The organism is Leptospira congkakensis (assembly GCF_004770265.1).
GTDB lineage: Bacteria > Spirochaetota > Leptospiria > Leptospirales > Leptospiraceae > Leptospira_A > Leptospira_A congkakensis.
The window spans coordinates 662,795-681,959 of the sequence record NZ_RQGQ01000017.1 but is presented as its reverse complement, the minus strand read 5'-3'; the positions used below and the strand labels follow the sequence as shown (position 1 = coordinate 681,959).

The window sequence follows — 19,165 nt, the reverse complement described above, 5'->3', positions numbered from 1 at the left end:
AATCACTTAGTTTTAAGATATGAAACTTTCTGGAAATACAATATTAATCACTGGATGTGGTATGGGAATCGGTGCTTTGACGGCGGAACGATTGGCAAAAGAAGGGAATGATATCATTGGTGTTGATATTAAATTACCGTTATTAAAAGAAATCCAAAACAAAGTCGAATCTCTCGGAAGGAAATTTTACGGATTTGCTTGTGATCTTTCTAAAGAATCTGATATCGAATCTCTAATCAAACAAATCCAAAAAAAACGTTTAGAATATCAAATTTTAATCAACAACGCAGGGATTGCACCAAGTGGTCTTTACGAAGGAAAGGATTTTTCTGTTTGGAGTAAGGCCATCCAAATCAATGTGAATGCGCCGATGAAATTGGTTTATCTTTCCCTACCCATCTTAAAAAATCAGAAAGAAGCCGCAATTATCAATTTAGCAAGTATCGCAGGTAAATTTGGTACAGAAGGAACGGTAACCTATTCCGCAACCAAACATGCAATGGTTGGATTTTCCCAAGCTCTGAAAATGGAACTTTATGAAACACAAATCGGTGTTAGTTGGATTTGTCCGACAATGGTAAATACAAGGATGATTGATGGTGTCAAACCTTCTCTTTTCACCCCTGTCATTGAACCCCCTAAGGTAGCAGACGCCATTGTTTATGCCATCAAAAAGAATCCTGGAGAAGTTATGGTTCCTTCTTATTTACGAGCTTCGATTGTCATCCTTCCAGCCTTGTTTCCAAAATTTTCCCTGTGGTTGGCGGTGAAAACAAAAGCATCAAAAGGTTGGCTTCTGGCAAACAAGGGACTTGAGAAAAATATTCCTGTTTAGAGGATAGGTTTTATGCATATCTCTCAGATTCTCGGTAAAAAACAAACAACCATCAGCTTCGAGTTTTTCCCTCCAAAAAATGAGGAAGCCTCGGCGGATTTGTTCCAAAACATCCAAGAATTGTCCCAAATGAACCCGGCTTATGTAAGTGTAACTTATGGGGCTGGTGGATCAACAAGAGACCTCACCCATGACTTAGTTGTAAAACTCCAAAAAGAGACTGGTTTAACGATTGTTAGTCATCTTACCTGCGTCGGTTCTACCAAAGATGAAATTAAAGAAATCCTCAAACGATACGAAAAAAGTGGAATCCACAATATCATGGCTCTACGCGGAGATCCACCGAAAGGACAAACAGAATTCAAACAAACCGAAAACGGTTTTGCTTACGCTGGTGAATTGGTATCGTTTATCAAAAAAGAATATCCTGAAATGGGAATTGGAATCGCTGGATTTCCGGAAGGACATCCTTCTACTCCCAATCGTTTAAAAGAAATTGAATACCTAAAATGGAAAGTAGACCAAGGTGCCGATTACATTTGCACTCAAATGTTTTTTAACAATAACTACTTTTATGATTTTGTAGAGCGATGTGAAATTGCAGGAATCAAAGTTCCCATCATTGCCGGAATTATGCCTGTCACTTCCCGAAAAGGAATGGCAAGAATGGCGGAGTTGTCTTTAGGAACCAATTTCCCAGCAAAATTATTAAAATCTCTTTCCCGCGCAGAAGATGATTCTTATGCAGAAAATGTGGGAATCCATTGGGCAACAGAACAAGTCAGGGATTTGTTAGATCATAAAGTTGCGGGCATTCACATGTATACACTTAACAAATCTAAGGCGACTAGGAAAATTTACGAATCACTCGGGGTTCGAAATTTCGATACCATTGGTTGAAGCAGAAGTCGGTGTGATTCCAGTCCACTGACTGTCTTTCCAAATTCCTTCGAGTACCAAACTACCTTTTGCATTCACTATCTTTGCTTGACCCTGCAATTGGTTGTTTTCCCAATTCCCTTCCAAAACAAGTCCATCTGCGAAAGTGTATTTTCCAGGACCATTTCTTTTCCCTTTGGAATACAATCCGGTAAATTTATCCCCGTTAGCATAGCGATAAGTTCCAGACCCCTCTTTATATCCAAACTGGTATTCACCTTCGAAAATATCACCATTAGAATATTGATAAATTCCTGATCCGTGTTTCGTATCCTCTAAAAAATCTCCATCGAAATGATCACCATTTTTGTAGGTTACCTGAAATTTTCCAGTTCTGCAATTTTCTCCTTCGCAGATTTTTTGGTTCGACTTGCAGAAGCAAAAAATGTATAAAAATAAAAATATAAAGTATTTGGATCGCATGTATGGTCGGGGATTAGATAGTTTTTTCCGTCAGTTAATAGGTGCAATTTCATATATAATCTAGTTCGAATTTAAGGCAATCTATATGTCACAAAAAAAAGCGCTAATCGTAGACGATAGCACGGTCACTCGTTTGATGATCCGAAAAATAATTTTAGAAAAATTCCCTAATTGGGAAATCCTAGAAGCTGATTCTGCTGATGCGGCTAAATCTATTTTGACTGACCACCAAGATATCGATTTTTTCACTTTAGACCAGAATATGCCAGGAAATCTGTCTGGATTGGATTTGGCAGAAGAACTTAAAAAGAATTACAAAGACACAAAGATAGTTTTGATTACTGCTAACATTCAAGATGCAATCAAAAATAGAGCAAAATCATTAGGAATTGATTTTGTAGAAAAACCTGTATCTCCAGAAAAAATTCTCCCACATTTGGACTAATATGAATTCCTTATCACCACTAGAAAAAGACTCGTTATGCGAACTATTCAATATCAGTTTGGGTGGTGCCGCAAAATTAATGGGGGAAATGATTTCCGATGAAATTTTACTCACAGTCCCAAGCCTACAACTCATTACCGCGGAAGAAGCAAAAAACATAGCCCATCTTGCAAATCATGACGTTTGCACCATCGAACAAAAGTTTATCGGCGAAATTGGAGATGGTTCTGCGTTTCTTTTGTTTCATAAAAGTGCAAGTTTGGAAATAGTCAAAATGATGATGAAAGACTATATTGCATTAAACGAAGTTTCTCAGTTCGAAAAAGATGCACTGAGTGAAATTGGAAACATCATACTAAATGCGGTTTTATCCAATTTAGCCAAACTTTCTAATTATAAAATAGAAACACATGTTCCAGAATTTTTCGCTGGTAAATATGAGGATCTAATCATCCAAAGAAGTCCTCAAAAAGACAACTCAATCCTTTTAGTTTTTATCGATTATAAACTGAAAGGTAAAGATATCAAAGGGTATATCTTTTTTATTCTGAATTTCGATAGTATTAAAAATCTCTCAAGAGTGCTGATTGAAAAGTTGAAACAGTGAATTCTTTAAGCGAAAAACATCTACTGGCAATTGTGAAAAAATCTGGAATAGGGATCTTAATTCTAGATCAAAATCTCAATATTGTTTTAGCCAATAGTTGGTTTTTAAAAAGTTCAGGATTCCAAGAATCTGAACTAACACATTCTTCTTTTTTAGATAAATTCCCCGAATTAAAAGATACCAGAACATTCCAATCCATTGAACTTTGTTTACAATATTCTCAATATTCTATATTAACCCATACTCTAAATCCATTTCCGTTTCCACTTTATGATAACGAAAAAAAAAGAGAACTAAACGAAAGAATTTATCAATACCTACATATCATTCCAATTACTATCGAAAACGAAACAGATCATTTTTGTATGATTCAAATTTCCGATGTCTCACAACAAGTGGTTCGAGAAAAACTTTTGCGAGAACAAATGACTTTAGCAAATCAAAGAGAAGGTGAAGCACAAAAAGCATCACAGGCAAAAACTGATTTTTTGGCATCCATGAGTCATGAAATCAGAACTCCTTTAAACGCAATTCTCGGAATGACTGACACACTAAATGAAACGAAGTTAACAGAAGAACAACAAGAATACTTAACTGTACTTCGCAACTCCGGAAAAGCCCTATTCAACATCATAAACGATATTTTGGATTTATCGAGAATCGAATCTGGAAAATTTGAGATGGAACATATCCATTTCTCGATTCGAAACCTAATGACGGAAACCATTTCTTTGTTTTTTATGAAAGCAAAAGTAAAAGGAATCGAAGTTGAATTTCATGTGGAAGACGATATCGCGGAAAGTATAGCTGGAGATTCTACACGATTACAACAGGTTCTCATCAATTTATTAGGTAATGCAATGAAGTTTACGGAAAAAGGAAAAATAACCGTAACTGCTTCGTTATGCGAAAATAAGAAAAATTTAAAAATTTCAGTAAAAGATACCGGAATTGGAATACCGAAAGAAAAACTAACATCAATCTTTGAAAGTTTTACACAAGTAGATAGTTCTACCACTAGAAAGTATGGTGGAACCGGTCTTGGACTCACAATTACAAAAAAATTAATCCAACTCATGGGTGGAGATATTTCTGTAGTCAGTGAAGTTGGTTTAGGATCTAATTTTATCTTTGAAATTCCCTATGAAGGTTTTATCAAACGCATTTCGGGAATCAACCAACACTGGTTGAATTTAGAACTCCCTGAACCAGAAAATTTCCCAACCTGCAGAGTTCTATTAGCAGAAGATTCAGAAGAAAATATTTTTATCATTAAAACATTTTTTCGAAAATACCCAATCGAAATTGTTACTGCTTATAATGGAAAACAAGCTTTAGAAAATTACAAAACACAAAAATTCGACATCATTTTAATGGATATGCAAATGCCTGAAATGGATGGGTTAGAAGCGACAAGGGAAATACGAAAAATGGAAGTGGCCAATCAAACTAGTGCCACAAACTCTATTCCTATCATTGCAATTTCAGCAAACGTACAAAAAGAAGATATCAGCAAAAGTTTTTTAGCAGGAATTACATCTTATCTTTCTAAACCAGTGAGGAAACAGGAAATCTTAAAATTGATATATTTTTTTCTAGCGATGTAATCAACTACACTTGTTATGCGAATTTTACTTTAAACTTTTTTCAACGGCTGTATCTGGATAAGCTTCCAATACATTCGATTCCGTAAGAACTTCATTTGCTTTTTCCACAGATAAAAACCCTGGTTCTGTTTGAAAACTCACTAATCTTGGAGAAAATTTATTCTGAATTTGAATTCCATACTTTTTAGAAATTCGTTCCAATGAATCTTGAGATTGATCACTAGAAAAAGTCACAATGATGATCCCTGGTAAAACTATACTCGGACCTGAACCAAACGAAGTAGAGTACACCTCTGTTACGTTAGCAGTCAGTGAGGATTTCGTCGATTTTGGAAACAGTTCCTTTCCTGCGGGCCGTACGTTCCATCCTGTTTTGATTCCTTGTTTTCCCTGATTTTTTTGTTGGTTCGCCAAGGATTGTTGTGGGTTAACGAATTCTGCCATTACATTTGGATTTCTGTAGAAAGTTTTTTTTACTCCACCCTCTACAAAAGTAATAGAACTTGGTGGTTCTTTTGGTTCTGCACTCACAGAAACAGATAGGCAACAAACTAACGTTAACAAGTAGATACGATTGAAAGAATTTCCTTTTTTATGTCTGTTCATTGTTTACCTACCGTAAAATCTTAATTGAACTGAGTTAATAGATCCAGTATCTGTGGCACTTGCGTCATAAACTCTGATGATCCAAGTTCCATTCGGATTTTCTCCTAAATTACGTGCCATTCCAAAACGATAGGTTGAAGATCCTGTCATAGCAGCAATTGAGGTGTTACCAGATGTACAAAAGGAATTACTATAAGGATTAGCACATCCATGTGGTTCTGCTAAGAAACTAATGGTTCCATTAGGGGAAATAACAAGTATATATAATTCTGGAAAATAAGTATGATTCGAAGTAAATTCAAGATCAACATATTCAATATAAGAAATTGGTGAAGTCACAGAATAATTCACTGTGGCACCAGTCATTAGATCATTGTCTGGAATTGGTACATTTGGTGTAAGTGCATTTCTTGTATCTATAATTTGACTAGCGGTAATGAGAGGCCAATTATTGGACATTGAGAGTAAACTTGTCGCATCGACTGCACCAAAACCGTATTTATGATTGATATTTAAACCAGCCCCATTTACTGACCAATCAGCATCTGCTGGATCGTTTTTTCTTGCAGAATAAGCAACTAACTCTCGTACGTCGCGCCAAGATAAATTTGGATATTGACTTAACAATAATCCAATGACTCCTGCTGCTAACGGAGTAGATGATGATGTTCCATTAAACCTTTTTGTGTAGCTAGATTGTGAATAATCGCCAGCAATATTTCCTGTATTCAGTCCAAAGGATCCAGAAGCATCCGTAGTAGAAATAGCAGTCGTATAAGATGTTGTATTGTTACCTTGGGTATGAGCAACTACCCATACATTGGCACCAGATTCTGAATAATTTGCTTTTTTACCATCTTCACCAATTCCACCAATTGCCATCACTCCGTAATAGTTCGCCTGACCGTCGTAATTTGCATTGTCTACGAGAACTGGTGCAGAAATTGTCCCCCCGTTCGCGCCATTTCCGGCAGCCCAAACATACACGGATCCTTTTCCAGCTTTCCCTGTTTGCAGACCTTCTTTCACACCTTGTTGCCAAAGGGAACTGGAAGGCCAAAGCCAACCATATCCATCTGGAGATCCCCAACTATTATTGGAAATAGAAACTCGAGCCGATTCGTTGACCATAGCTCTATATTCATCAGAAGTATAAATTGTAGACTTTTCTAAAATATTAACACCAACTAACTTTGAACAGGGGGCAGCTCCACGAACACCAACTCCATTGTTCGCTCTAGCAGCAATCACTCCTCCAACAGCAGTTCCGTGGAAACTAGTCGAATAAGTATGAGTTGGATATATAGTATTGTTTAAAAGATTTAATCCACGAGCAGTGACAGAAATATTTGAGGAGAGATCCTCATGCCGAATGTCAAGGCCATCGTCCACAACACTGACAATAACTTGATTTCCAGATGCTCCTTGGTTCCAAACAGGAAAAACGTTGGCATCCTCACCAATCGTTCCCCCAAATTGACCCAAGTTTCGTAAATGCCACTGGTCGTTATAAAGAACGTCTCCGTTTGTATTCGGAGAAAAAGAGCAGTATTCCTCTTTCGCATTGGCTAGGGCAGAAAACAATAAAATGTAAAATAGATTGTCGCTTAGCGGATCGTTATCATCGACTGGTTTACAATTTCCAAATAAAAAACTTACGAAAAGGAGAATGGAAACTGTAGTTTTCAATTGATTCATTTGAAGAAAATTCCTGACCTATTTTTTATAACATTCGAACGGCCTGAATCAATCGAATTCCTACAAAATTTAGAAACTTTTTATGCTTTTGCTTCTGCCAATCTTTTTGATCTATCTTCTTGTACTAAAGCATCAATCAATTCGTCCAAATCACCTTCCATAATGGCAGGTAAATTATGACTCGTAAAACCAATTCGGTGGTCTGTACAACGTCCTTGAGGAAAGTTATAAGTTCGAATTCGTTCTGATCTATCCCCAGACCCTACTTGTGCTTTTTTCAAAGCATCTGCGCTTTGTTTTGCGGCATCTGCCATTTGATCAACAATTCTTGCTCGTAAAACTCGCATTGCTTTGTCACGGTTTTTGATTTGAGAACGTTCTTCCTGTGAAGCTACAACAATACCGGTAGGAATATGTGTAATCCTAACCGCAGAGTCAGTTGTGTTAACGTGCTGACCACCAGCACCTGACGACCGATAAACGTCAATTCTTAAGTCACTTTCTCTGATTTCTACTTCTTTTTCCTCTGCTTCAGGAAGTATAGCAACAGTTACTGCAGAAGTGTGAATCCTTCCCCCAGATTCTGTTTCAGGAATCCTTTGTACTCGGTGGGTTCCAGATTCAAATTTAAATAAATCGTATGCTTTATCGTCATCTAAAGAAAATACAACTTCTTTGAAACCCCCGATCCCAGTGGGACTTGCATCGATAATTTCTGTTCTGATTCCTTTTTTATCTGCATACTTGTTATACATTCGAAATAGATGTGCACAAAATAATCCAGACTCTTCCCCACCAGTTCCAGCACGAATTTCTACGAGGATACTTTTTCCAGAATTTGGATCTGGTGGTAACAACATGATTTCGAGTTCTTTCGCAAGTTCCTCGAGTTTTTTTTCACCCTCTTCAATTTCTGACTTCAACATGGAATGCATGTCTGGATCATTTTCGGACTCTAAGAGTAATTTTGCGTCTTCACAATCTTTAGTTATTTTTAAATACTCATCTGCTTTTGTATATACTGGCGTTAGGCGAGATCTTTCTTTCGATAGATTCTTCAAAGTATCGGATGCGGTGGCTTTGGCGAGCTCATCCTCGATACGCAGGTATTTTTCTTGAATTTTTTTCAATCTATCTATCATGTCTATGGAAAGGATATAGAATGCCTGTTTTTGATAAACCAAAATCTAACGAGGATTTCAGAAACCCGTGAACGAAACACCATCTCAGGTCAAATCCGAAGGTTTTTTAGACGGCCTTATCGAATTATTTGCCGGCTTAGAGGATTACAGAAGTCCCTACGCACCCACAATCCAACCTCCAGACAATCTAATCCAAGATTTGGTTCAAAACGCATCGTTTAAATCAGGACTCATCAGCGCCACTTTTTCCCTCCCTCCTGGCCCTCTGGGAATTCTTAGTATCCTTCCCGAATTACTTTTGGTGTATCGTATCCAAGGGCATTTAATTTTAGACATTGCTGCTCTGTACGGAAAGGAAGTGCAAGTCACAAAGGAATTGTTACTTTACTGTCTGTTTAAACATGGCGGATCTCAAGTGTTCCGGAAAATTATTGAAGAATCTTCTTTAAAAATTTTGATTCGCCCAACGACTGTTAGAGTATTTCAAACGATGTTGGAAAAATTAGGATTATTGATTTCCAAGTCTATCATTCGTAAACAATTTGCGCGTTGGATCCCGATCGGTGGGGCCGTAGTGACTGGAACCTTCGCCTATTATGATACAAAACGTGTTGGCAAAACCGCGATGGAACTTTTTTCTAAAGAAATCCATGCAGAAGAAATTCGAGAGTTTTTGGAGTCTCAGTGAAATTATTTTCTTTTTTTATATCAGTTTTAGTTTTATTACTTTTCTCTTGCCAATCAAAACATGAATCGTTAGTCTCAGAGATAGAAGATTTAATCTCAAAAGAAAAATACGAAAAAGCACTTGCTCTTTTACAAGATAGACTGTCATCCAATCGTCCCACTTCAGAAATACTTTCCAAAAATAAACCAAACCAACCTCGTTTATTTGCACTTTCAGAAGACAGAACCAAAATCATTTGGACAGAAAACAAAACACTATTTTTCAAAGATTTAGTAAACGACAGTCGAAATTCTATTGAACTAAAATTAAGACCTGATTCGATTCAAATTTCAGCTAACGGAAATTTTGTGGCGGTTCAATACCCACTCAAACAATACGGTGGTTGTGCTTTGTTTGGTTATTCAACCACAGACTCATCGCTGGAACATGAATCCATTGTACATATCCCTTGTAAAACAGGAATGGCAATTACCAATTCAGGTGATTTGTTATTATATTTTTTTGAAAACCAACTCTTCGTTGAAAAAACAGGAAATAATTCCAAACCAGAAAAGTACATAGTTGGAGATCTTTTTCCGACTCCCTATCCAAAATTAAAAACACATTATCATATAACATCGATTGGAAATGAATTTTTGGTCTGGTCTGGAATTGGAGGATCATACAATTTATTCTTTTTAAACTTAGAATCCAAACGAGTGGCACTTCTTTCCAAAGACATAGTATTACCAAGATTTTATTACAACAACGGTATTTCAGGATATGTTGTTGGGGGAAAAATTGGTGATCTTTATCTAAAAGAAGTCGTTTACCATCAGGGTAAAAATCCTTCCATCAATCGAGGGATTCCCATTGTAACCCGTGAAGCTTTTTCCTGGCGGATGAGTGGGAAAGACGAATTTATTGCCACCAACCAGAATGATCCCAACCAACCTATGAAATGGAAGGTCTCAGGGAAAAAGGAACATTTTCCATTTTTTATCGAAAGGTTGTGGGGAGTCGCAGGTGACAGAATCGTTTACGAAAGTAAACGAGGGGAACTTGTGTTAGATGATCTTAATTTTTCAGCAGATGACTGGATGATTTACGATTATTTCAAAAAAGTTAGAAAAATGAATGATGGTTAAGCAGCCTGTTCCTTTTCTTTTTTCGCGGAAAAGATATCACAAGTTTTGTAAGTGTCAGTAATACAATGGGAAGTGAGCCTTTCCAGATCTTCCGTTTGTAAACGATCTTTGGAACTAGGACAAATGGAGAGTCCTTTAGAATACAAAGGGCATTTTACATAGAACTCATTTTTTGGAAGGGACTTCTGTGGCATAACTCTGAAAATTTTTGAGGAAAGGAACGCCCTGTCAAATCGATTTTAGGCCTGACCACAAAATTAAAAATTCGAAAAACCAGAACAATCCCGAGAAAACTAAAAGTACAAATTTAAGATTGTAGGGCTTTCTACCGATCCCACCTGATCCTCATTGGAAAAGTCTCTTAAGTTAAATGTTTTTCCGTTCCAACTTTTCCCAAATAAATGCCCAGACATAAACACTTGGACAAGGTCTTGGGCTTTTGTTGATTTTATATATTTTGGCAAACCTTCCCCTTTCCAAACATTAGAATCTTCTAAATCAAGGTTTTGCCATTTCATATTTGGATAGGATGCAGAAGGGGAAATCAAACCATCAATCGGTTTTCCGGCAAGGCGGTTATAAAGATTAGAATCAAAAACTTCCTGCCCAATGAAAATAGCAACTTTCCATCCAGGAACCACCCAAACACGATCCTGAGTTGGTTCCCCAGGCGTAAGAATGGAAACTTCTTCTTCTGTTAGAACTGATTTTTTAACGAGTGGATCCATTAACTTTCCATCAGCTGAAAAAGGAATGGCTACATTGTACAATGGACCTTTCAGATCAAGAACCAAGTTACCTTTCACAATTTTTGGATTCGGTAAAATAATGGTACCACCCAAAATAGGGACATTGTATTGTTTTGCTAATTCAGAAAAAGTTCTAACATAAACTTCTGCCATTTTTTCCGATTTCAAATAAATCAAATCTGAAACTGAAAAATTCTCACCTTTGGTTTTTAGTGCTTTTTCCAAAGATTCTGCATTCAAAAATCTAGATTTTTCATCTAAAAATACTAATCCAGTTCCTGTATGTTCAGGGAATATAACAATTGTTTTTCGGTCAAATATCCCAGATGATTTTCCTTTATTTAGAGTTTCTTCAATTTTTTCTTTCCACCATTCTTCTTTTACAAAGTCTTCCGGTTGTAAAACCAATTGAATCCCAACTAAATTACCATATTTACGATCTGTTCCGTTTGTTTGGATGAAAACTTCGTTCCAAGGTTTATTGGGTTTTTGAATTTCTTCATCAACCTCTGGTTTACTAAAATTGAAATCTAAATTTATATTAAAATCGAAACTGATATCCGGTTTTGGTATATCAAACTTTGGTAAGGTGGTTTGGTCGTCTTTGAGAATAGAAGCAGAAAAAAAACCAAATCCAAACAAAACAATAAAAAGAAGAATTTTATAAGGTGGAACATATAAATTATGCATATTTCTTTAAATAGAGTTGGACTGCATCCAACATGTACTCCGAAAAAAGTTTTGATGGATCAAAGGTTCTTATATTTACCCAGTCCATAAAGTCATGTTCATCTGATAATTGAATTTCACCACTCACTAAATTTGCGGTATATGCGATGATTACGCAGGGGATATTTCCTTCATTTACCAGATGTTTATGAATAAAAATTGGTTCAGGATTAACGGTAACTTTAACTTCTTCGCCTAATTCTTCTGTTACTTCACGAAAGATACTTTCTGACCAATCAGAAAAGAATTCGTCTTCATTCATTCTGCCACCGGGTAAATCACCATGGCCAGACTTTCTATCTCGCATAACCAATAAGTTTTCGCCATTACGAAGAAACAATTTCTGGGTGATTTGAAAAAAACCGTGTTTGCTCACAAAAAATTTCCCCAAACATTGATTTGGTGATCAACTGCATATAAATCTGGGTTTGGGAGGTTTTTAGATTTATAATAATTGACCATTCCCAAAGAGACACTTGCAAGTTGTGAAATGATTGGATCCATTGATTCTGTAGGAACACCAAAAAACAAAAAGTTTACCGGACTCCCATCACTGACCAGAAACACTTCCTTTTGAATGTTTTTTTCAGGTAATTGAAAAAGGATCTTAGAACCTAAATCCATCTGGGTTTGCGGGTCTAAAATCCGATGAAAGGAAACTTTTAAATTTTCTCCACCTAACTTTGGATTCGCTGAAAGATTGAGTTCATTTGTCCATTTGATAAAATCTGCAAACTCAACTGTTTTTGTAGAACCAGAAGCAATAAACAATTGTTTGTGTTTACTATTCAGAATCCAAGATTCCCATGTTTTTGGCGAAATGATAGATTCTCCAGTCACACCAATGATTAAATCTATTTCGGCAAATTCAAGTTCAGATACGCGATTGAAATCAGATTTGACAAACTTCCCTTCGGATTTTAATTCGAACTTTCGATCTACTTCTAAAATATCTAAATTGTTTTCGTGAAGGAATCCACCGATTAGGTATTTTTTTAAAAACCCACCGATGTTCCCTTTGGATCCAAGTAGAAGAAGTTTTCTCTTAGACAATACCTTTCCAATTCCATGCAGGGTATTGTCTAAGGCATTCAAAATAGAACGAGCTACTTCCTTAGATTCTTCCTTAGTTTTTTCATTCGAAATGGCAATGGAAAAAGCCGGTAAAAATAATGTTTTTTTCTCTTCTTTCACTTTGACCAAACGATCGTATCCATTTCGTGTATGTTCAACAGTTCCGATCACATACGATTTTAGAATTTCACCGAATGGTTTGTCTCTTAACGAACTATCTTTAGATTCTACCCAAAACTCATCCAAAACAGCACCAAACGAAATACCATCTAATGCACGTTCGTTTAATATTGGTGCTACATAACCACCATCTTCAATTAAAAGTAATTTTTCATTTTTGGATATGATAGACAATAGTTTGTTTAAAAACAAAAATATTGCCAACCTTCTCATGGCATCAAAAAATCCTAATTTAGCATCTTCGAGTTTGTGGCGAAACGTAGAATGGTTTTCAAAGTCACTGTACAAAGGAGATACGCCATAATAAGGAGTATTGTTTTGCGTGAGTTTGAATTCAAGACCTGCCATAAAAAACGTTTCCGTTGGGATGTCTAATAAAATGTCTAAATAAACAGGCGGAATATTACCACCATACTTAACAAAGGCGACGTCCAACGAACTAACTTTTAATCTTCTGAATGTTTCAATCAACGAAATGATTTCCGAAGTAATATGATGGATCAAAAAAATATGAACACCATCAAAATTAAAAGTATGTCCCTTTCCATTGGCAATCTCTTCCAAAAGGGGCATCCGTTTTAAATAAAAATTAGAATCAAGTAAGGTTCTTTTTTGGTTGATACTAAAATTGAGAACACGATCCAAACGGGAAAGATCCACATAAACAGAAACCTTTCCGATCACGGCACGGATGGTATTTCCTTCTTTGATTTTTTTTGAAGCTGAGGAATCTTCCAACAAAAGAAAAAGTTTTTTAAGAATGGATAATGGAACACTAGGATCCGAACTCAAAATTAAATTTCGGTATTGTTCTTCCCAATAAAAACTAATATTCGTTAGCTTTCCTAATGGAGTTTTTTCAATTTGCGAAAATACCTTACTAAAATGACTATTTTCCTCTTCGTAAAAAGTTTCCCCTTTTTGGGCCGCATTGATAATTCCAGTGCTAAGTGACTCACTGATTTTCGAGGCACCGGCGATATAAGTTCTTGTATGCGCATCACTAATGATTTCATGTTTGATATTATTTAAATTCAAACATCCATCTTCTCTAGTATCAATTGTTATGCGAAGAAAAAAATCACCGATCCTATATTGGCTAGCGACTCTTTCCATGAGTATGTAATAACCAGAATCATGAACAAATTCAGTTTCAAAGGGAAATAATAATGCTACCGAGGAATTTCGATTAGGATCTTCTCCGTAAAACTCTGGGTGAATTTTTTTAGCAACTGATTGTTGTTGGAAAGAACCAAATACAAAACGTAAGTTTTCTTCAAATTGTTCGCGAAACAAAACCCAATCTTTTAGAATCCCTGCCCTTGCAAACACTTGCACATGTTGGATGTGCATATCCACCAACTCATGGTTGATGTTAGGATTGATTTTGTATGTGAAAGACAAATCACCAGGAAGGGAATGTAACTGGTTTCCAATCTCTTCCCCAATGGTGCGAGATAAAATGGAAAGCCCAAAAAAGATCCTAAGATGTGTGAGGTCAATCTCCCAAAGTCCAGCTTCTACGGGAACGAGGACGGGACCAAGGGAGGTGTGGATTTGTTTCTCTTCTGTCATAAACTTATGTAAAGTCGACTACTACCTTAACGCTTGATGGATCTTTTGCTGTTGTATATGCCAATTCCAACTGGTCAGAAGGAAATCGATGAGAAATCAAATTGGTTTCTAATGCCTTTGTGATATCGGGATTGTCACGAAGTAAAGAGATTGCCATATGAAAATCTCCACAACGAGAACTATGAATTTCTTTTCCGTCGATAAAAAACTTTGCCACAAGGTTTGCCTCTTCTGACCATAAGTTTCCAGTACTAGAATCCACAAGAATAGCTCCTCTAGGACGAACCAAAGAATTTTCATGGTTTGGGTTCGGACGAATTGCCAAACTCAATTCTTCTGGGTTGGAAACAACCACTAGATCAAATCGAGGCAAATGATTGGAAAATTTTTCTGAATTTAAAATGTTCTCTGCTTCAGAAACACTCCCTTCAAAAACTGTGAATTGTTTTTTTAGATTTTCTTTAACGGACTCTGAAACACCACCAAACACAAATACATTCTGGTTGGTTCGGTTTTCCTTTTTCCAATGAAACAAAACATTTGATTCTGTGTAAGGAAGGATGGAAAGTTCATCCACTACAAGTTCTGTCAAATGGGCGATCCCGGCCATTACTTGGCCATTCGTGGTTTTTAAATGGACTTCCCTTTTGGCAATTTGTAAAGCAGATTCAAATCCTGAAGTCGTAGAAGTAGTATCGTAAACAATATCAAATTGACTCTTCAACTGACTAATGTCCGTTTTGCGAAGATCAACAACTTCATCAGCTCCCATAGACTTAGATAAGGCCACCAAATGATCATGTCTTGTGATGGCCGTTATGCGAAAATCAGAATTATTGGTTTTTCGGTAGGATGCAAGTGCTGCTAAAATCAAACTACCTAAACGACGGGGGCCAAGAACCGCCACATGGTCTCCTGGTTTTGGAGGAGAAGCAAGGATGGCCTGTAAGGCGGCGGCAAAAGGTTCCATCAGAACCGCTGCTTTGGGAGAAACTCCCTCGAGTGAAATTGCCGCATGGACTGGGGCGAGAATATAAGGTCCGAACCCACCAGGAAGTCTGTCAATTCCAAGCACTCGTCTTTCTGGGGAATGCGTAGGAATTCCTTCTTTGCAAAATTGGTCTGAGTTTTGGTCTCCGCGAGCTTCGTAGGTATCGTTGATTTCGACTACAAATTGTTTGCCTTGGTTTTCACCGAGACCTTCCGCTAGGACTTCATGCCCAATGATTTGAGGCAAAGGAAAAGGTAAAAAACGTCGGTCTATATCAGTGGAACAAACACCACAAGAAATGGTTTTGAGAGGGATGTAACCTGGGCCTAAATGTAGGTAAGGTGTACCATTCCTTTTGATCTCCCATCCTTCAGTTTCATTCCCAAAATACTCGTATTCTGCTGATTCAAACGAGTCATCGGATGTGTAATCCTTCGCTCGAAATTTTAAGTTCATTACCTATTGTTGATAAAAAAAAGAAGAATGATAGTCAATGTAAAAAAGGTAAAGTTTAGAAGAAAGCCCTGTCTGATTTCTCGCCTTTCTTTGTCACCGAGTAAGTAACTCGTTACGAAGACCGAGAAAAAACCACCGAGATGAGCCCAGTGCGCCACCTGATCCCTAGCAAACAAATTGGTCACATCAGAATATACCATCATCCAACCGAAAAGAAATACGGGAAAAGGAATGGATTTTGTTTTTGATATTGGAAAACGAAAAGGAGAAAGTAATGTTGCTGCTGATGCCAAACCAGAAATGGCCCCACTGGCTCCTACAATCGGAGTTCGATCACCTAAAATCAAACCCCGAACGATAGCATCACCTAACACGGACAATATTCCTGCCATAAAATAAAACAATAACCATTTCTCTTTACCAACTCGATTTTCCACAACTCTACCGAGGAGTAATAGAAAAAATAGATTAGAAAGTAAATGGGCGCCTGATCCGTGAAAGAAAGTAGAAAGTATCCAGTTGATGGGTTCGAATTCACCGGGTGTTGCTATAAAATAAACACCAATCAAATCTGGAAAAAAAATAGAAACAACAGGGTACAAAACAAAAAGAAATAATGAAAATCCGGCGGTGAGGGGAAATTCCCAAATGAATGATCGCATAACTATTTAAAACTAGGAGGTGTGGCTTCTTCTGGGTTTCTTACATAAGACGGATCGAATCCGGGAATCCCTGTCGCCAATTCATGTAAATCTGGTTGTTTCCAAATAAGTTCGTAATAGTCCAAGGATCCATAGGAATCAAAATGACTATCATAAAGCAAACGTAAATACTTTTCACGATCATTAAAAATGATACGATTTACTTCATGCACCATATCTGTAAAAGTTCGAGTTTCTTTATCAAATTCATCAACGGAATCATGTAACAACCCGAGAAGGACAATATACTTTTCGGATTGTTTGAGTGATTTTAAAGAATAGGCCAACTCTTGGAGTTTCATTAGATATAAATAAGGTCTGATATTTTTACCCACGAGTAATTTCTGTTTGGCAACAGCAATTTCGCGATACCCCAAACGAAGATAGAGTTTGGTTTCTGTTTTTTCTTTTCCGTTGGCAAGTCGAGCAAGCCGACCCAATTCAATTTCCAATTCTTCAATTTCATCTTCTAAAACATAAATATAAAGTTGAATGAGAAGCCCTTGTGTCCTTCTGAGTTCTGAATAGGATCTTCCCAAGTCCATTTGCAAATGGAGAATTTCTGATTCGATATGGTGTTGAACACAACGTTTGAAGTATTTTTTTTGGTCTTCCGTTCCTCTGTTGCTGATTGTGGAATTCAAAATGCGTAGAAACTCGTAGTTATCCTTAAGTCCATAGCTAACACGAATTAACTGAGTCGCTTTGGAACTGGACTGGTCCGGTGTCATCTCTCCGATTGCAGTGAGAAAGAGTAATAGTATTACCGAAAAACGTTTCATCTATGAAAATAGTTTCGGTCGTACACAGAAAACATTAGCATGATAAAAAAGAAAAGACACATACGTCTCATATTCTAGAATTATGTCGAGAGGAACCTGTGCAAAAGTTAGGATCACTACCAACTTCCCCCTTGGAAGCCATTGACCTCCTTAAATCCGAAATGAACCAACCGGTCTGGGAATCACGTCTTTTAGATTTGATGAAACTTGCTGCCGATGGTGATAAAAATACATGGACTTTGATCTATCAAATCATCCGAGAAGCCGACTCTGGTCGACTGAGTTGGGGGTATCATAAATCTTTACTTTCTGGAATGGTTTACCTTCTATCCTATGTAGGTGATTCAAAAAGTTATCGCGTTTTACTGAATTATGTCAAATCTCTCGACCGAGCCATTCCTATCGGTGCCATGGAACTCATTTCCGATTTACTTCCTACATTTGAAGAATTGGACATCCGCGAATTGTTTATCATCGCTTCGAACACAGATGAACTTAAGTCTGCCTTTGGAGTTTTAGCTCTATGCAAACTCAATATGGAAAATAGACTTTCCGATGATGAAAAAGAAAAACTAAAAGAGTTTTTATCTACTTATAAAAATTATAAATACTACCTCACTGATACAATCGAAATCACGTTAGAACAATTAAATGAAACGGATGCGAGCGACATGTTATCAGAGTTAGATGGAATCTTTCAATGAAAGCAGCAGTTCTTCCACAAGGGTCAAGATCTCTTGAAATTCAAGAATTAGATCTCCCTCCTCTTCTTCCCAACCAAGTAAAAATCAAAGTCAAAGCCTGTGGTATCTGTGGGTCAGACATCCATTTGGTTCTTCATGGTAAAATGAAAGCTAGTTACAGTCCTTGTGTCCCAGGACATGAAACTTCTGGAGTTGTGGAAGAAATTGGAGAACAAACCACCAAATTCAAAAAAGGCGACCGAGTGGTCGTTAGCGCGGGAACTTCCTGTGGAAAGTGTAAACATTGTTTAGTGGGACGAGAAAACCTTTGTGAAGAGATAGGGGTTCTTGGATTCAATCAACGTGGCGGGTTTGCGGAATACTTACAAATCGAAGAACGTTACCTTCATCAGTTACCAGATGAAATTCCATTTACCGAAGGAGCCATTCTTGCGGATGCAGTCTCCACTCCTTACCACGCCGTCAAATACCAAGGAGAAATCAAACCTGGTGACAGTGTTGCTATCATTGGATGTGGAGGACTTGGAATCCATGGAGTCGCTATTGCAAAAGCATTAGGAGCTGGCCGAATTTTTGCTGTCGATATTGATAGTGGTTCTTTGGAAAATGCTAAGGCATATGGAGCCGATGAACTGATACTTGTTGAAAAAAATATGCAAGTGGGTAAGGTATTAAAGGAAAAATCGGGCGGTATAGATCTGTTATGCGACTTTTCTGGATATATGCCTAACATCGAAAATTCGGTCCGCGCAATGAACCGAGGGGGCCGCATTGTCCTTGTGGGAATTGGCAGAAACAAACTAGAAATTCCTATGCCGTTTTTTCTAATCGAAAGACAAATTCGTATCACAGGTTCTTATGGTTCTGATAGAAGAGCAATCCCCGAACTCATCCAACTCTATCAAGATAAAAAGTTAAGCCTTACCAAGTCCATCAGTGGGATTCATAAACTAGAAGATACTAATGAATTTTTACATGCTTTGGAAGAAAAAAAAGGAAACCCAATTCGATTCATCATCAATCCAGAATTATAAATTTTGGATTGATGGCAGATTTACTGAATTTGGATTTTTGAATCGTTGAAACATTGATTCCTTTGTTGGTTTC

20 protein-coding genes are annotated in these 19,165 nt (G+C 37.2%); 9 read left to right on the top strand and 11 right to left on the bottom strand.

All coding sequences use genetic code 11. The annotated features are described in order from the left end of the window. Positions 1–19 precede the first annotated feature (19 nt). Positions 20–835: an SDR family NAD(P)-dependent oxidoreductase gene (locus tag EHQ70_RS16735; RefSeq protein WP_135588310.1), complete on the top strand. Its 816-nt coding sequence runs from the start codon at positions 20–22 to the stop codon at positions 833–835. Between the two features lie 12 nt (positions 836–847). Beyond that, positions 848–1,735, top strand: coding sequence for a methylenetetrahydrofolate reductase [NAD(P)H] (gene metF / locus EHQ70_RS16730; protein WP_135588308.1), 888 nt, complete (start codon positions 848–850; stop codon positions 1,733–1,735). On the opposite strand, the gene EHQ70_RS16725 is transcribed toward metF, so the two are convergent. Continuing rightward, on the bottom strand, positions 1,700–2,197 hold the full coding sequence (locus EHQ70_RS16725; RefSeq protein ID WP_135588306.1) for an MORN repeat-containing protein: 498 nt from the start codon (positions 2,195–2,197) through the stop codon (positions 1,700–1,702). The genes metF and EHQ70_RS16725 overlap by 36 nt on opposite strands. A gap of 85 nt (positions 2,198–2,282) precedes the next feature. On the opposite strand from EHQ70_RS16725, the gene EHQ70_RS16720 reads away from it, so the two are divergent. The 3 genes from EHQ70_RS16720 to EHQ70_RS16710 are packed head-to-tail and all read left to right on the top strand — an operon-like array spanning position 2,283 to position 4,856. Beyond that, the gene (locus EHQ70_RS16720; protein WP_135588304.1) at positions 2,283–2,642 is read left to right on the top strand and encodes a response regulator transcription factor; all 360 of its coding nucleotides are present in this window, start codon (positions 2,283–2,285) and stop codon (positions 2,640–2,642) included. Between the two features lies 1 nt (position 2,643). Further along, a complete protein-coding gene (locus tag EHQ70_RS16715; protein WP_135588302.1) occupies positions 2,644–3,249 on the top strand; it encodes a chemotaxis protein CheX in 606 nt (201 codons plus the stop codon). Next, the gene (locus EHQ70_RS16710; protein ID WP_135588300.1) at positions 3,246–4,856 is read left to right on the top strand and encodes an ATP-binding protein; all 1,611 of its coding nucleotides are present in this window, start codon (positions 3,246–3,248) and stop codon (positions 4,854–4,856) included. The genes EHQ70_RS16715 and EHQ70_RS16710 overlap by 4 nt, the downstream gene beginning before the upstream one ends. Positions 4,857–4,880: 24 nt before the next feature. Here the strand turns inward: EHQ70_RS16710 and EHQ70_RS16705 are convergent, their stop codons facing one another. From EHQ70_RS16705 to prfA, 3 genes are all read right to left on the bottom strand, one after another. Continuing rightward, complete coding sequence (locus tag EHQ70_RS16705) at positions 4,881–5,462, bottom strand: hypothetical protein (protein ID WP_167481725.1); 582 nt, start codon at positions 5,460–5,462, stop codon at positions 4,881–4,883. A gap of 3 nt (positions 5,463–5,465) precedes the next feature. Further along, on the bottom strand, positions 5,466–7,160 hold the full coding sequence (locus tag EHQ70_RS16700) for a S8 family serine peptidase (protein WP_135588298.1): 1,695 nt from the start codon (positions 7,158–7,160) through the stop codon (positions 5,466–5,468). 80 nt (positions 7,161–7,240) lie between these two features. Continuing rightward, positions 7,241–8,302: a peptide chain release factor 1 gene (gene prfA / locus EHQ70_RS16695; RefSeq protein WP_135588296.1), complete on the bottom strand. Its 1,062-nt coding sequence runs from the start codon at positions 8,300–8,302 to the stop codon at positions 7,241–7,243. 67 nt (positions 8,303–8,369) lie between these two features. On the opposite strand from prfA, the gene EHQ70_RS16690 reads away from it, so the two are divergent. Then, complete coding sequence (locus EHQ70_RS16690; protein WP_135588294.1) at positions 8,370–8,990, top strand: hypothetical protein; 621 nt, start codon at positions 8,370–8,372, stop codon at positions 8,988–8,990. Next, positions 8,987–10,117: a hypothetical protein gene (locus EHQ70_RS16685; protein ID WP_135588292.1), complete on the top strand. Its 1,131-nt coding sequence runs from the start codon at positions 8,987–8,989 to the stop codon at positions 10,115–10,117. Before EHQ70_RS16690 ends, EHQ70_RS16685 begins: the two co-directional genes overlap by 4 nt. Here the strand turns inward: EHQ70_RS16685 and EHQ70_RS16680 are convergent. The 7 genes from EHQ70_RS16680 to EHQ70_RS16650 all read right to left on the bottom strand — a co-directional run bounded on the left by EHQ70_RS16680 (position 10,114) and on the right by EHQ70_RS16650 (position 17,354). Beyond that, a complete protein-coding gene (locus EHQ70_RS16680; protein WP_135588290.1) occupies positions 10,114–10,311 on the bottom strand; it encodes a hypothetical protein in 198 nt (65 codons plus the stop codon). The genes EHQ70_RS16685 and EHQ70_RS16680 overlap by 4 nt on opposite strands. A 99-nt stretch (positions 10,312–10,410) precedes the next feature. After that, positions 10,411–11,556 (bottom strand): carbon-nitrogen hydrolase family protein, encoded by a 1,146-nt coding sequence (locus tag EHQ70_RS16675; protein ID WP_135588288.1) that lies wholly within the window; start codon positions 11,554–11,556, stop codon positions 10,411–10,413. After that, positions 11,549–11,971 (bottom strand): NUDIX domain-containing protein, encoded by a 423-nt coding sequence (locus EHQ70_RS16670; RefSeq protein ID WP_135588286.1) that lies wholly within the window; start codon positions 11,969–11,971, stop codon positions 11,549–11,551. Before EHQ70_RS16670 ends, EHQ70_RS16675 begins: the two co-directional genes overlap by 8 nt. Beyond that, the gene (locus EHQ70_RS16665; RefSeq protein ID WP_135588284.1) at positions 11,968–14,424 is read right to left on the bottom strand and encodes a hypothetical protein; all 2,457 of its coding nucleotides are present in this window, start codon (positions 14,422–14,424) and stop codon (positions 11,968–11,970) included. The genes EHQ70_RS16670 and EHQ70_RS16665 overlap by 4 nt, the downstream gene beginning before the upstream one ends. A gap of 4 nt (positions 14,425–14,428) precedes the next feature. Further along, positions 14,429–15,871: an MDR/zinc-dependent alcohol dehydrogenase-like family protein gene (locus EHQ70_RS16660; RefSeq protein ID WP_135588282.1), complete on the bottom strand. Its 1,443-nt coding sequence runs from the start codon at positions 15,869–15,871 to the stop codon at positions 14,429–14,431. Beyond that, entirely contained in the window at positions 15,871–16,533 is a 663-nt protein-coding gene (locus tag EHQ70_RS16655; protein WP_135588280.1) for a rhomboid family intramembrane serine protease, read from the bottom strand. Before EHQ70_RS16655 ends, EHQ70_RS16660 begins: the two co-directional genes overlap by 1 nt. Positions 16,534–16,535: 2 nt before the next feature. Then, the gene (locus EHQ70_RS16650) at positions 16,536–17,354 is read right to left on the bottom strand and encodes an adhesin OmpL37 family surface protein (protein WP_135588278.1); all 819 of its coding nucleotides are present in this window, start codon (positions 17,352–17,354) and stop codon (positions 16,536–16,538) included. Between the two features lie 161 nt (positions 17,355–17,515). Here EHQ70_RS16650 and EHQ70_RS16645 point away from each other — a divergent pair, with 161 nt between their 5' ends. Both EHQ70_RS16645 and EHQ70_RS16640 read left to right on the top strand, forming a co-directional pair. Beyond that, positions 17,516–18,058 (top strand): hypothetical protein, encoded by a 543-nt coding sequence (locus tag EHQ70_RS16645; RefSeq protein WP_244288397.1) that lies wholly within the window; start codon positions 17,516–17,518, stop codon positions 18,056–18,058. Beyond that, entirely contained in the window at positions 18,055–19,092 is a 1,038-nt protein-coding gene (locus EHQ70_RS16640; RefSeq protein ID WP_135588275.1) for a zinc-binding dehydrogenase, read from the top strand. Before EHQ70_RS16645 ends, EHQ70_RS16640 begins: the two co-directional genes overlap by 4 nt. Positions 19,093–19,165 lie beyond the last annotated feature (73 nt).